This window comes from Caballeronia cordobensis (assembly GCF_001544575.2).
Classification (GTDB): Bacteria; Pseudomonadota; Gammaproteobacteria; order Burkholderiales; family Burkholderiaceae; genus Caballeronia; species Caballeronia cordobensis.
Window position 1 is genome coordinate 37,369 of the sequence record NZ_FCNY02000024.1, and the last position, 13,664, is coordinate 51,032.

A 13,664-nucleotide genomic window follows, 5' to 3' on the forward strand; every position below is an offset into this window, starting at 1 on the left:
GGCGAGCGCTCAGGACTTCGCGTTCTGCCAGCGCGCGAGCGCCGCATCGTCGGATTCGCGTGCATCGACCCAGCGCTCGCCGGCCTCCGTCTTTTCCTTCTTCCAGAACGGCGCCTGCGTCTTCAGGTAATCCATCACGAAGGCGCAGGATTCGAACGCCTCCGCGCGATGAATCGCCGTGGTCGCGACGAGCACGATCTGATCGAGCGGCTTCAGCTTTCCCACACGATGCACGATCAGCACGTCCGAGCCGCGCCAGCGCGCGCGCGCCTGGTCGGCGATCGCTTCCAGCGACTTTTCCGTCATGCCGGGATAGTGTTCGAGCTCCATCGTCTCGACGGCGCTGCCCTCGTTCAGATCGCGCACCGTGCCGACGAAGCACGCGACCGCGCCCACTTTCGGATTGTCGGCGCGCAGGGCCGCGACTTCCGCGCCGATGTCGAAATCGGCTTCCTGCACGCGGATCTTGGCATGTGTCGACATCGCTCAGCCACCCGTGACCGGCGGAAAGAACGCGACTTCGCAGCCTTCGGTGATGCGCTGCGACGGCCCTGTCATCACATGATTGCAGGCCATGCGCAGCGCGCGGCCCTCGGCGAGCGTGTCTTCCCAGACGCCGCCGCGCACGCGCAGCCACGCACGGACGTCGCCGACGTTGACCACGCTGTCGGGCACCGTGACCGTTTCGTTCGCGACGCCCAGCGCCTCGCGCACACTCGCGAAAAATCTTAGATCGATCTTCATTTCTCTACCGCATCAGTTCTGAAAAAGGGATGAAGCGCACGATTTCGCCGTCGCTGATCGCATGATTCGGCGGATTGTCGATGAGGCCGTCGCCCCAGACCGTCGATGTCAGCACGGCCGAACTCTGGTTCTCGAAGAGATCGAGGCCGCCCGCCTCGTTCACGCGCGCGCGCAGGAATTCGTTGCGGCGGTCGCCCTTCTTCTGGCTGAAGTCGGCGCGCATCGAATGAACGCGCGGCGCGACGTGCTCGACGCCCGCGAGACGCAGCAAAAACGGCCGCACGAACAGCAAAAACGTGCAGAAACTCGACACCGGATTGCCCGGAAGGCCGATGAAATACGCCTCGCCGTCCGAAGCGCCGCGCCGCACCGCGCCGAACGCGAGCGGCTTGCCGGGCTTCATCGCGATCTGCCACATCGAAATGCGGCCTTCGGCTTCGACCGCGGGCTTCACGTGATCCTCCTCGCCGACCGACACGCCGCCGCACGTCAGAATCAGATCATGCTCGATGGCCGCGCGCCGCAACGTCTCGCGCGTCGTGTCCAGCCGGTCCGGCACGATGCCGAGATCCGTCACTTCGCAGCCGAGTTTCGCGAGCAGCGCGCGCAGCGTGAAGCGGTTGGAGTTGTAAATCGCGCCGGGTTCGAGCGGCTCGCCGGGCATGCGCAGCTCGTCGCCGGTGAAGAAGATCGCGACGCGCACTTTGCGCACGACGTCGAGTTGCGCGCACCCGACCGACGCCGCGAGCCCGAGCGCCTGCGGCGTGAGGCGCGTGCCCGCGGGCAGGATGACGGAATCGCGCCGGATGTCCGCGCCTTGCCGCGTGATCCATTCGCCCGCGGCGGGCGTCTGCGCGAACGCGACGCGGCCGTCGTCCGCGACTTGCGCCATCTCCTGCATCACGACCGTATCGGCGCCGGGCGGCACCGTCGCGCCCGTGAAGATGCGCGCGGCCGTGCCTGCCGCGAGCGGCTCGGCCGCATGGCCCGCCGGAATGCGCTGCGACACCGGCAACGCGACGCTCGCGTCATCGGTCGCGCCGGCGAGATCGGCGGCGCGCACCGCGTAGCCGTCCATCGAACTGGTGTGCATCGGCGGGACGTCGAGCGGCGAAGTCACGTCGGCGGCGAGCACGCGATCGAGCGCATCGAGCGTATCGACGCGCTCGCGCCCGTCCACCCGGCGCGCGGCGTCGAGCAGACGGCCAAGCGCTTCGGCCGTTGCGAGCATGGGGGGACGGCTGGAAGCGGCGGGCGTGGATGACATGGAGTGTGCTTTAAGGCGCTCGAATAAGGAAAGGCAGCCAACTATTGTAGCCAGAAGACAGGCGTCGCATCTTCGGCCCGAAGACATTCACGCCACGCCAAAGCGCCTCAAAGCCGCCGCGGCGCGGTGATACACTCGCACCACACTTCCCACGTCCATTTCCATGAAATTCTGCTCCGTCTGCGGCCACGAGGTCGGCCTCGCCATTCCGCCCGGCGATAACCGCGAGCGCTTCGTCTGCGGCAACTGCAACACCGTGCACTATCAGAATCCGCGAAATGTGGTGGGCACCGTGCCGGTCTGGGACGACAAGGTGCTGCTGTGCCGCCGCGCGATCGAGCCGCGCTACGGCTACTGGACGCTGCCCGCCGGCTTCATGGAAATGCAGGAAACGACGAGCGAAGGCGCCGCGCGCGAAACGCTCGAGGAAGCGGGCGCGCGGGTCGAGATTCAGAGCCTTTTCACGCTGCTCAACGTGCCGCACGTGCATCAGGTGCATTTGTTCTATCTCGCGCGGCTGCTCGATATCGAAGTCGATCCCGGCGAGGAAAGCCTGGAAGTGAAGCTGTTCGAGGAAAGCGAGATTCCGTGGGACGAGATCGCGTTTCCGACCGTCGGCCAGACGCTGCGTTTTTTCTTCGCCGACCGCGCCGCGGGCAACTTCACGCTGCATACCGGCGACATTTTCCGCACCCTGCGCGACGGCTGAATCCCGAGAACATGGTTCCCTGGCTCGCCGACGACGATCCCTTTCCGCCCGTCGAGCGCGCGCTCGGCGCATCGAGCGGCGCGCCGGGCTTGCTCGCCGCCAGCGCCGACCTGCTGCCCTCGCGGCTCGTCGATGCCTACGGGCGCGGCATCTTTCCGTGGTATTCGGACGGCCAGCCCGTGCTCTGGTGGAGCCCCGATCCGCGCATGGTGCTCTTCCCGGCCGAGTTCAAGGTGTCGGAGTCGCTACGCAAGACCTTGAAGCGCGTGGTGCGCGAAGCGGCCTGGGAAATTCGCGTGGACGACGACTTTCCCGCCGTGATGCGCGCCTGCGCCGAGACCCCGCGCAGCGGTCAGCGCGGCACCTGGATCACGCCGGATATCGTCGATGCGTACACCACGCTGCATCGCGCGGGCAGCGCGCACAGCATCGAGGCGTGGCACGACGGCGTGCGCGTCGGCGGGCTGTATGGCGTGTCGTTCGGGCGCATGTTCTTCGGCGAATCGATGTTCGCGCACCGCACCGATGCGTCGAAAATCGCGCTCGCGGCGCTCGTCGGGCACTTGCGCCGCCACAAAATAGAGATGATAGACTGCCAGCAGAACACGTCGCATCTGGCGTCGCTGGGCGGCCGCGAGATCGCCCGCCGCGCGTTCGTCGCGCATCTCAGAAGGGCCACGGCGCAACCGGCGATCGGCTGGCGCTTCGACAAAACCGCCCTTCTCGACGTGCTGGCACGCTAACCGCTACACGCGTAACGCCGATCGACCCACGAACTGCAGCCGCCGGCCGCGCGCCAGGCCGGCAACGACGAGACGACGCCTGCGAGAGCCGCCAACGTGACACATCCGAACGAGCTGCCGCTGTCACCGCTTTCCGCGCTGCAATTCTATGCAACAGCGCCTTACCCTTGCAGCTATCTGGAAGGGCGCGTCGCACGCTCGCAAGTCGCGACGCCGAGCCATCTCATCAATTCCGACGTCTACACCGAACTCGTCAAGGCCGGCTTCCGGCGCTCGGGCGTGTTCACCTACCGCCCGTATTGCGACGGCTGCCGCGCGTGCATACCGGTGCGCGTGCCGGTCGCGCGCTTCGTGCCGAACCGGGCGCAGCGCCGCGTGTGGAAGCAGCACGGCAATCTGGTGGCGAGCGTCGCGCCGCTGCATTACGACGAAGAGCATTACGCGCTCTACATGCGTTATCAGTCAGCGCGTCACGCGGGCGGCGGCATGGACCGCGACAGCCGCGACCAGTACGAGCAGTTCCTGCTGCAGAGCCGGATCAACTCGCGGCTCGTCGAATTCCGCGAGCCGGCGCATCCGGGGCATCCCGGCGAACCCGGCGAATTGCGCATGATCAGCATGATCGACATTCTCGGCGACGGGCTTTCGTCGGTGTACACGTTCTTCGAGCCGGACATGCCGAAGACGAGCTACGGCACCTTCAACATCCTCTGGCAGATCGAGCAGGCGAAGAGTCTGGACCTGCCGCACGTCTATCTCGGCTACTGGATTCGCGAAAGCGACAAGATGGCCTACAAGGCCAATTTCCGGCCGCTGGAAGGCCTGATCGACGGGCGCTGGACGCTGCTCGATCCGGTCAACACGCGCTCCGCCGGCACGTTGCCGATGCCCGGACGCATCCACGGTCCGGGGCAGCCGAAGTAACGCCCGGAGGGCGGCGCGGGTCGAGTCCGATCCAGTCCAGCCCGGTGCGTCGCCCAAAGCCGCTAAAATAGCGGTCTTAAAAAAATCGCCGTCGCCGGCTTCCACTTCGTGTTCAGTTCCCTCTATCCGCTCGCGCGTTCGCATCTCTTCAAGATGGACGCGGAAGACGCTCATCACCTGACGCTGCGCATGCTGTCCGCGGCGGGCCGCACCGGGCTCGCCGGCGTGCTCGCCGAACGCGGCCCCGATTCGCCCCGCACCGTCATGGGCCTCACGTTTCGCAATCCCGTCGGGCTCGCGGCGGGTCTCGACAAGGACGGCGCGTGCATCGACGGGCTCGCCGCGCTCGGCTTCGGCTTCATCGAAGTCGGCACGGTGACGCCGCGCGCGCAACCCGGCAACCCGCGCCCGCGCATCTTCCGGCTGCCGGACGCGAACGCGCTCATCAACCGGATGGGCTTCAACAACCGCGGCGTCGATCAGTTCGTCGCGAACGTGAAGGCCGCGCGGTATCGCGGCGTGCTGGGCCTCAACATCGGCAAGAACGCCGATACGCCGATCGAGCGCGCCGCCGACGACTATCTTTACTGTCTCGAGCGCGTCTATCCGTTCGCGAGCTACGTGACGATCAATATTTCGTCGCCGAACACGAAGAATCTGCGGCAGCTTCAGGGCGCGGGCGAGCTCGATGCGCTGCTCGGCGCGCTCAAGGACAAGCAGCAGCGCCTGTCCGACCTGCACGGCAAGCTCGTGCCGCTCGCGCTGAAAATCGCCCCCGATCTCGACGACGAACAGATCAAGTCGATCGCGGGCACGCTGCTGGCTCACGGAATCGACGGCGTGATCGCCACCAACACGACGCTTTCGCGCACCGCCGTGACCGGCATGAAACACGGCGACGAAGCCGGCGGGCTGTCGGGCCGCCCGGTGTTCGATGCGTCCAACGAAGTGATTCGCAAGCTGCGCGCGGAAGTCGGCGCGGACCTGCCGATCATCGGCGTGGGCGGGATTTTCTCGGGCGCGGACGCGCGCGCGAAGCTCGCGGCGGGCGCGTCGCTCGTGCAGATCTATACGGGACTCATCTATCGCGGTCCGGCGCTCGTGAAAGAGTGCGTGGAAGCGCTCGCCTGAGCCCGGCCGTGCCGCATCGCATATAGACATAAGCAAACGATATTACGCCGCGATTGCATTCTTATATGATCGCCGCATCTCAAGCAAGACGCCGTCGTCACCAAGAGGAGAACAACACGATGAAACTGTCCACGCTCAAGAAGCTCGTCGCCGCCAGCCTGATCGGCGCGGCATTCACCGCCGCCGCCACCGCCGCCCACGCCGACGATCTGCTCGATCAGGTCAAGCAGCGCGGCACGCTGCGCATCGGTCTCGAAGGCACCTTCCCGCCGTTCAACTCCAAGTCGCCGAGCGGCGAACTGGTCGGCTTCGATGTCGATATCGCCAAGGCCGTCGCCGCCAAGCTCGGCGTGAAGCCGGAGTTCGTGACGACCGAATGGAGCGGCATCATCGCGGGCCTGCAGGCGGGCAAGTTCGACGTGATCGTGAATCAGGTCGGCATCACCGACGCGCGCAAGCAGACGCTCGATTTCTCGCCGGCATACACGTACTCGAACGCGCAACTGATCCAGCGCAAGGACGACACGCGCGAATTCAAGTCGCTCGAAGAGCTGAAGGGCAAGAAGCTCGGCGTCGCGCTCGGCACGAACTACATGGACATGGCCAAGGCCGTGCCGGGCATCGACGTGAAAACGTATCCGGGCGCGCCTGAATATCTGCGCGATCTGGCCGCCGGCCGTCTGGACGCGGCGCTCAACGACCGCCTGATGCTCGCGTATCTGACGAAGAACTCGAATCTGCCGCTGCGTCCGGGCTCGAACGTCGGCGCGGGCAATCCGTCGGGTATTCCGTTCAAGAAGGGCAATCCGAAGTTCGCCAAGGCGATTGGCGACGCCATGACCCAGCTCGAAGCCGATGGCACGTTCACGAAGATCTCGGACAAGTGGTTCGGCATCGACGTGACCAAGCCCGCGAAGTAATTCGCTTCGTTTCCGGCGTCGCGAGGGCGGCATCGTCACGGTGCCGCCCTTCTCTTTTGCCGGCTCGGTCTAATATGTGCCGATTTGTTTCGCTCTGTCTCGTTTCGGCACCGTTTCAGTCAACGCGTCTCATCCATGTCCACGACATCCCTGCTCGTTCAATCGGCCCCCGTGCTGGCGCAAGGCGCGCTTCTGACGATCAAGTTCGCGCTCTACTCGATGTTCTTCGGCCTCATCGCGGCCGTCGTGCTGGCGTTGATGGGCATCAGCCAGAACCGCGCGCTCGTCGCGATCGGGCGCTGCTACGTGAGCGTGATGCGCGGCACGCCGCTGCTCGTGCAGATTTTCGTCATCTATTACGGCTTGCCGAGCATCGGGATTTCGCTGGAGCCGACGCCCGCGGGCGTGATCGCGCTGTCGGCCAACGTCGCGGCGTATCTTTCCGAGAGCATGCGCGGCGCGATTCTCGGCATTCACGCCGGGCAATGGCTCGCGGCTTACAGCCTGGGACTCTCGCGCGTGCAGACGCTGCGTTACGTGATCGGGCCGCAGGCGCTGCGCATCGCGGTGCCGAGCTTGTCGAACAGTCTCATCAGTCTGATCAAGGACACGTCGCTCGTCTCGGTGATCACCGTCACCGAGCTTTTGCGCAGCGCGCAGGAAGTGATCGCGGCAACCTATCAGCCGTTGCCGCTCTATCTCGCGGCGGCGTTCGTGTACTGGATTCTGTGCAGCGTGCTTGAATTCGTGCAGCGAATCTTCGAAAAGCGTCTCGCACTGCCCGGACGGCACTGAGGCGTTTTAGCTTCAGTCCGCTTCGAACGGAAAGCGCAGCTTCAGATCGCGCCGCGCGGCGTCGATGATCGCGATCATGCGCATCGACGTGGCGTGCGGCATCACTGGGCTTTCGGTTTCTCCGGCGCGCAGCAGCTCGCAGAAATGCGCGGTTTCGTAGTTGAGGCCGCCGCCCGCGAACGGCTCGTCGAGCTCGATTTTCCGGCCATCCGTATAAGCGATGGTCGCGCGCGCCGGGTTCCACCAGTTCTCGTGAATCGTCACCGTGCCGAGCGTGCCGCCGATCAGCGCATCGCCGCGGCCTTGCAGATCGAGTCCGCAGAACAATTGCGCGATGCCGCGTTCGTGGCGCACGTTGAGGCTCGCGAACACGTCGACGCCCGTCGCGCCGAGGCGGCCGATAGTTTGCACGTCGAGCGCCTCGCCGAGCCAGTCCACCGCGAGAAACGCCTCATAAATGCCGATATCGAGCAACGCGCCGCCGCCCGCTTCCAGCGAGAACGACGGATGATCGAGCGGCACGTTCGCCATCGAGCAGCCCGCGCGCACGAGGCCGATGTCGCCGATCGGATCGTCTTGCAGATGCGCGCGCAAACGGCGGTACAGCGGGTAGAACGGCGGCTTCATCGCTTCCATGAACAGCACGTTCGCCGCGCGCGCCGCGTCGATCATCTCCTGCAGCGCGCGCGCATTCACGGCGGCGGGTTTTTCGCAGAGCACGGGCTTGCCGGCCGCGAAGGCGCGCAACGCGTAGTGCGGATGGCTGTCCTGCAAGGTGGCGATGTAGAGCGCGTCGATGTCGCCGAGCATCGCGTCGAAGTCGCTGTAGGCGCGTGCGTCGAACGCACCGGCGAGCGCTTGCGCCGTTGCCTCGCGGCGGGAGCAGACGCCCGCGAGCCGCGCGCCTTCCACGTGCCTGAGGCTATCGGCGAAGCGCCGTGCGATGCGTCCCGCGCCGACGATGCCCCAGCGTATCGTTGTTCCCTCGATGTTTGCTTCGATGTTCGAATCGGTCAATCCTGCCTCCGTGCGGCATGTTCGTCGTCGGGCGATTGTGCCTGAACGCGACGCATCGCGAATCCGCGCGCGGACGACAAAATGCAGACGACAAAAAGCCGGGACCCCTCCCGGCTTCATGCACGAAGCTGAATCGATGCAAAACGTCCGATGGTTACGCGCCTTATACGCCCGCGGACGCGTTCACATTCGGCGCGGCGGGCTGACTGCTCACGCGCTCCAGCGAAAACGCGCGGCCCACTTCCTCCGCGGCGAGATCGACGAGCGCGCGCGTCGCGGTTTCGGCGGCGGCGGAATCCTTCGCCTCGATCGCCTCGACGACGCTCTTCTGCGCCGCAAGGGTCGCCTCACGCACCGACTCGATCCCGTCGACGATCGGGTTCACCGTCACGAGCGCGCCGCGCACGATCGCCGTCATCTGGCGGAAGAACTGGTTGCCGCTCGCCGCGACGATGCGCGTGTGCAGCACTTCGTCGGCCGCCTGATACTCGGGTTCGCCCACCTGCAGACGCGAGAGCGTATCGAACGCATCGCGAATGCCGGCGATTTCGTCGGGCGTCGCACGCGCCGCCGCGAGCGCAGCCGCGCGCGGCTCGATCAGCATGCGGAATTCGATTACATCACGCAGAAACGTCTGATCCGGTTTCGCGCGAAAACGCCAGCTCACCACGTCTTCGTCGATGAGACGCCAGTCGCTCATCGGACGAATGCGGGTGCCTGTTTTCGGCCGCACGTCCAGCATGTGCCGCGCGAGCAACATCGACAACGCCTCGCGCATGACGGTGCGGCTCACGTCGAACTCCTTCGAGAGGATGTCCTGCGGTGGCAGTATCGCGCCATATTTTTGCTCGACGATGCCGGAGACGAGTCCGTCCATGACCTTCGCCACCAGCGATCGCTCTTTGTTTTCATCCATCTCGCTTCTCCCCTTCCGCCTGTTCCGTAGCCGTGTGTATGAGCGCATCGCTTTCGCTTCCCCGGGCTGCGAAAGGCACGACGGGTTCCCGACAGGTCCATTCGTCGTGCTTGATACGTTGCGTCTTCGTTGCTTCGAATGCCAGTGAGGAATTTCCTGACAGGGTATTCCCTCTGACCTCGATATCGCAGTTTGGTTTTTTCTCTTCTTGGCGCTGCACGTGCATCTGCTGCGCCCGCGCCGCGCGCGCGCAGGCATTCATCAGGGAAACTGAAGAATGGCAGCGTCGCGGCGCGGCGAGGGCTTCGATTGCGGCCCAACTTCTCCTCGGACCGATCATGCACTCATTTGAGCAAGCATCCAGTAGGCTTTCTGTGCGAACGCGAACGCAAGCCCGCTGGCATGAGCCTTTTGTATGATCGGACGGATTGGACGAAAGTACCGTGGCGCAACGCAGCGCAGCCATTTGTCAGCGCTATGCTTAAATCGCGCCATCTTGCGTGCGCGCGCGTCGCGCATCGAGTGTGGCCTGACGCAGTCGCATCGAATCGCGCTCAGCAAGCGTCTGCTGATAGATCGCCATGTACTCGGCGCTCACACGCTCGACCGAAAGCGGCTGCAGATTTTGCCGCGCGCGCGCCGCGAACTGGGCGCGCGCCGGCCGGTCGAGCAGCAGCCAGTGCAGCTTCTCCGCCGCCTGCATGATGTCGCCTGGGGGCACGAGCACGCCCGCCGCGCCGTCATCGAGCATTTCGGGAATGCCGCCCACGCGGGTCGCGACAATCGCGCAGCCTGCCTCGCGCGCCTCGGCGATCACGAGTGGACTCGGGTCCTGATGCGAAAGCAGCGCGAACACGTCGGCGTTCGCGAAGTACGGCCGCGCATCGGGGACAAAGCCGGTGAAATGCGTGACGGCCGCGATGCCGAGCCGCTCCGCGAGCGCTTCCAGCGAGCCGCGATCGGGGCCTTCGCCGACGAGATATAAATGCGGCTCCGGCAGAAAGTCGCGCTCGTTCGCGGCCTGCTCGCGCACCAGCGTGAACGCGCTCAGCAGATCCGCAATGCCCTTCCTGCGATACATGCCCGCAACGCAGACGATATTCGGATGCCGCAGGCGCACGGGCTTCGCAGCCGGGCGGCACACGAGGCGCGGCGCGTTCACGGCCCCGTTGAGCACGACGGCCAGACGCTCCGGCCCGATACCCCGCGCTTCCAGATCCATCGCCACCGCGCGGCTCACGGCCACCATGCGATCGCCGGCGCGCACGAGCGAGGCGCTTTTCTGCAGCTCGTGATGCACGGTCGTGACGAGCGCGAAGCGCCGCCGCATGCTGCCGAAACGCGAGATGAGCGCGCCCGTCATCATGTGCGCGTGCACGATATCGGGATCGAATCGATCGATGAGACGATTGAAGCCCGCGATCATCGACGGCACGCGCCACGGCTGCCGCGACTGCTGCAGCGGAATGTGCGTGATGCCGTGACGCCGCAGGAGCGGCTCGAAGCTGCCGCCCGACGATGCGACCAGCACGTCCTGACCCATGCGCGCCTGGGCGCACGCGAGATCGACCATCATGTTGACGGTACCGTTGCCGATCATCTGCGCGTGATTGGCGAGATGGACTATTCGCATGAGAAGAGCTGTATATGCGCGCGCCGGCCCATGCCGGCGGCATCGTTCTTATTGTTTCGAGGACGCGCTTCGAAGCGGCTCGCGCCGCCTTGTTCGTTGTTCTTGCCTCGATGCCCGACGGTCCACGCCTTGGATACTGCTGCTGCGATGTGCCTGCCACTCCGTGCGATGCGGATTGCGCGAGTTGCGCGGGTTGCGCCTAGAGCAACTCGTAGGTGTTCTTCGCGTAGTCTTCGGCGGCGAGTCGCTGCTTGCTCGCGCCGAAGGCTTCGCGCGGCTGACGGCTCTTTCTCGTCAGACCGATGTACGGCATGCCGTGCTCGAGAAACGGCCCTTCCGTCTTGCGAAAGCCGAATGCTTCATAAAACGCGCGCAGGCTTACCGGCGCGCTCAGGCGCACGCTGCGGCCAGGCCAGCGCTCGGCGGCCACCGCGAGCACGCGCTCGATCAAAGCGTGCGCCGTGCCGTCGCCGCGGCGCAGCGGACTCGTCAGGATTTTGTCCACCACGACTTCCGGATCGTCCGCATCGCCTGCGTGAATACGCGCGTAGGCGAGCACGGGCATCGAACGGCTCATGTCTTCGGCTGCGAAAACATGAATGCCTGTTTCGTCGCGGCCATCCGCATCGAGATGGACATGCGACTGTTCGACGACGAACACCGCACTGCGCGCGCGCAAAATCAAATAAAGCTCACGCGCAGTGAGTTGTTCGAAATCCAGGGTTTTCCAGTTCATTGATTATCTCCATGCATGACCGGTAATAACCGGCGTTGCGACGATTGAACGTTACGTTCCGACCGCCCTTGATTCAGTGCGCCATCGCACCGACCCAGGACGCGTGCGCCTTTCAAATAAGATCGACCACACGCAAAAAGGCGTCACGGGGAAAAAGACGCCTGCCCGACCATTCGAACGATCACGCGACAGCCCGCCATGCGGACCGCCGCGCGCGCTCGCTTTGCGTCGATAGCGCTCGCGTAATACGGCACCTTCATGGGAAAATCACAATGCATACCGCCATCGGACGCGACAGAGACGCACAACTAAAAATTCATTCGCTCTCGTGCGCATGCGGTATCGGATACCGGTATTTCCGGCCCGAGGTCACGGCATGAGCGCGTTCCATACGAGCGGTGTGACGAATTCAGGCGCGAGTCGTTCCCGCGTCGTGTCGCTCGATCCTCTTCGCATGCGCGCGCGGCGTCATCATGCGCACGCGCTGCATCGCGGCGAACGCATCTGGCGCGAGGGCTTCGCGCCCATCGATCTTTGGATAGAACTCCTGCACGGCAATGGCCTCGAACCGCGCGCGGCCCTCGCATTCACCGTCGCGCAGGACTTCGAAGCCGATCAGTTCACGCTCGGCAAGCTGCCGTACGAAGATATCGAAAAGCTCTATGGCCTGCAGGTGCAGGAGCTTGCCGTTTTCGATTCGCTCGAAGAGCGCGCGCTCGTGCAGACGCGCCGGGCCAACACGGTGCTCGTCGAAGTGGACGCGTTCTTTCTGCCCGACATGCGCGCCGTGTCGTACCACCGCGAGCATGCGAAGACCACCATCGGCATCGATGTGATCGATCCGGATGCGCGGCGTCTCGGCTACTTTCATCACACGGGATATCACCTGCTCGACGGCGACGACTACGACGGCGTTCTGCGCCCCGAGCCGTCGCACGATGCGCACGGCAAGCACGCGTCCGCGCTCTTTCCTCACGTGGAATTCGTGAAGCGCGTGAAGGATTCGCTTGCCGGCACGCCGCTCGCCGAAACCTCGGCGGACCTCTTGTGCATGCACCTTTTGCGGCGCCCGCTGCACAACCCCATTTCGCGCTGGCGTGCGGCTTTTCCCGAGCACGTCGAAGCGATGATCGCGCGCGGCGAAAACTATGCGCACCTGTATGCATTCAACGTGATGCGGCAGCTCGGCGCGAACTTCGAACTGCTTGCGCATTATCTGCACTGGATGCGCGAGCAAGGCTTCGACATTCCGGTTCAGACGCATGCGGCCGCGCGCAAGATCGCGAGCGAAACCATGGTCATGCAGTGCCGCCTTGCTCGCGCCATTTCGCGCGGACGGCGCGAGCATTGCGAGGCGTCGTTCGACGTGATCGAAGACGCTTATGAACGCGTGATTCCTTCTCTCGCGAATATCGTTTGCTGAGTGCGTTCGCGATTCAGCAAACGCTTGCTGCAAAACCACATTCGAGCCCTTGTTTCAAGGGGTTTTTCATTCGCTTACTCGCGCACCGGGCATAAGACTTCATGACCTCGTGATGTCTTTTCCGCAATTCGAGCGCAATCCATTTCGCGCGAAATAATCGGTTCCGCATGAGATTGTCCGCGATGAAACATTTCGCGACGTCTTTCGTCGGCATGAAGACGTCCTCCGCAACACCCTTCCGATGATATGCGGGCAAACGTTTCGCTGACGAATGCGGTTTGCTGCGTGCCGCGCCCGCGTGCGGGGCTCTGCGGGCTGCGCCACGCTCTCTGAGCCGCCACCGGTGCACGAATGCGCGTGGCGCGGCGCACGCATTTTTCAGAACGTGCAACGAGCGCAACGTTTCCGCTTCACGCCGAGTCTTGCCGGAAGCTTTTGGCGCTTCCCGCAAACGCACGCCCAGTAAGGCTTCGCGGGGAATCAAGAGAGAGGGAAATTAACGCGCGTTCGATAACCCACCGAGCGCATGAAACACAGATGAATCATTTTTCAATGTCCCTACGAAAGAAGGTGCCCTTTCGTCGGGGCGTCGGCGTGTGAGGCCTGTCGCACGGTGGAGAGATTCATCCGAATCGCCATTCGGGAGGATTGCACTGAGGAAACTCATCGGTGCACGCGCCCATTCCTAAGACCACCCATGTTCAAT

15 protein-coding genes are annotated in these 13,664 nt (G+C 64.4%); 7 read left to right on the forward strand and 8 right to left on the reverse strand.

The annotated features are described in order from the left end of the window. Positions 1-9: 9 nt before the first annotated feature. From moaE to AWB70_RS31955, 3 genes are read right to left on the reverse strand one after another with little or no spacing between them, the layout of a single operon-like run. Entirely contained in the window at positions 10-483 is a 474-nt protein-coding gene (gene moaE / locus AWB70_RS31945; RefSeq protein WP_053568350.1) for a molybdopterin synthase catalytic subunit MoaE, read from the reverse strand. A 3-nt stretch (positions 484-486) separates the two neighbouring features. Beyond that, entirely contained in the window at positions 487-744 is a 258-nt protein-coding gene (gene moaD, locus AWB70_RS31950) for a molybdopterin converting factor subunit 1 (protein WP_014191646.1), read from the reverse strand. Positions 745-748: 4 nt separating this feature from the next. Continuing rightward, entirely contained in the window at positions 749-1,975 is a 1,227-nt protein-coding gene (locus tag AWB70_RS31955) for a molybdopterin molybdotransferase MoeA (RefSeq protein ID WP_374730268.1), read from the reverse strand. Between the two features lie 199 nt (positions 1,976-2,174). Between AWB70_RS31955 and AWB70_RS31960 the strand changes: the two genes are divergently transcribed. The 6 genes from AWB70_RS31960 to AWB70_RS31985 all read left to right on the forward strand — a co-directional run bounded on the left by AWB70_RS31960 (position 2,175) and on the right by AWB70_RS31985 (position 7,233). Beyond that, the gene (locus AWB70_RS31960; protein ID WP_014191648.1) at positions 2,175-2,720 is read left to right on the forward strand and encodes an NUDIX hydrolase; all 546 of its coding nucleotides are present in this window, start codon (positions 2,175-2,177) and stop codon (positions 2,718-2,720) included. Between the two features lie 11 nt (positions 2,721-2,731). Continuing rightward, on the forward strand, positions 2,732-3,463 hold the full coding sequence (gene aat / locus AWB70_RS31965) for a leucyl/phenylalanyl-tRNA--protein transferase (protein WP_014191649.1): 732 nt from the start codon (positions 2,732-2,734) through the stop codon (positions 3,461-3,463). 96 nt (positions 3,464-3,559) lie between these two features. Next, complete coding sequence (locus AWB70_RS31970) at positions 3,560-4,387, forward strand: arginyltransferase (RefSeq protein ID WP_045450717.1); 828 nt, start codon at positions 3,560-3,562, stop codon at positions 4,385-4,387. A 108-nt stretch (positions 4,388-4,495) separates the two neighbouring features. Beyond that, positions 4,496-5,518: a quinone-dependent dihydroorotate dehydrogenase gene (locus AWB70_RS31975; protein WP_053568352.1), complete on the forward strand. Its 1,023-nt coding sequence runs from the start codon at positions 4,496-4,498 to the stop codon at positions 5,516-5,518. A gap of 119 nt (positions 5,519-5,637) precedes the next feature. After that, positions 5,638-6,438, forward strand: coding sequence for a cystine ABC transporter substrate-binding protein (locus AWB70_RS31980; RefSeq protein WP_053568353.1), 801 nt, complete (start codon positions 5,638-5,640; stop codon positions 6,436-6,438). A 135-nt stretch (positions 6,439-6,573) separates the two neighbouring features. Continuing rightward, positions 6,574-7,233: an amino acid ABC transporter permease gene (locus tag AWB70_RS31985; protein ID WP_045450719.1), complete on the forward strand. Its 660-nt coding sequence runs from the start codon at positions 6,574-6,576 to the stop codon at positions 7,231-7,233. Between the two features lie 12 nt (positions 7,234-7,245). Here AWB70_RS31985 and AWB70_RS31990 read toward each other — a convergent pair whose 3' ends face one another. The 5 genes from AWB70_RS31990 to AWB70_RS32010 form a co-directional block, all read right to left on the reverse strand. Next, positions 7,246-8,313, reverse strand: coding sequence for a Gfo/Idh/MocA family protein (locus AWB70_RS31990; protein WP_374730269.1), 1,068 nt, complete (start codon positions 8,311-8,313; stop codon positions 7,246-7,248). Between the two features lie 100 nt (positions 8,314-8,413). After that, a complete protein-coding gene (locus AWB70_RS32000) occupies positions 8,414-9,166 on the reverse strand; it encodes a FadR/GntR family transcriptional regulator (RefSeq protein WP_014191655.1) in 753 nt (250 codons plus the stop codon). Further along, positions 9,159-9,506 (reverse strand): hypothetical protein, encoded by a 348-nt coding sequence (locus AWB70_RS38560; RefSeq protein ID WP_143281731.1) that lies wholly within the window; start codon positions 9,504-9,506, stop codon positions 9,159-9,161. Before AWB70_RS38560 ends, AWB70_RS32000 begins: the two co-directional genes overlap by 8 nt. A 141-nt stretch (positions 9,507-9,647) precedes the next feature. Next, positions 9,648-10,799 (reverse strand): glycosyltransferase, encoded by a 1,152-nt coding sequence (locus tag AWB70_RS32005; protein ID WP_053568356.1) that lies wholly within the window; start codon positions 10,797-10,799, stop codon positions 9,648-9,650. Positions 10,800-10,998: 199 nt separating this feature from the next. Beyond that, positions 10,999-11,535 (reverse strand): GNAT family N-acetyltransferase, encoded by a 537-nt coding sequence (locus AWB70_RS32010; protein ID WP_053568357.1) that lies wholly within the window; start codon positions 11,533-11,535, stop codon positions 10,999-11,001. 376 nt (positions 11,536-11,911) lie between these two features. On the opposite strand from AWB70_RS32010, the gene AWB70_RS32015 reads away from it, so the two are divergent. Beyond that, positions 11,912-12,958: a DUF1839 family protein gene (locus tag AWB70_RS32015; protein ID WP_052485628.1), complete on the forward strand. Its 1,047-nt coding sequence runs from the start codon at positions 11,912-11,914 to the stop codon at positions 12,956-12,958. The last annotated feature ends 706 nt before the right edge of the window (positions 12,959-13,664 follow it).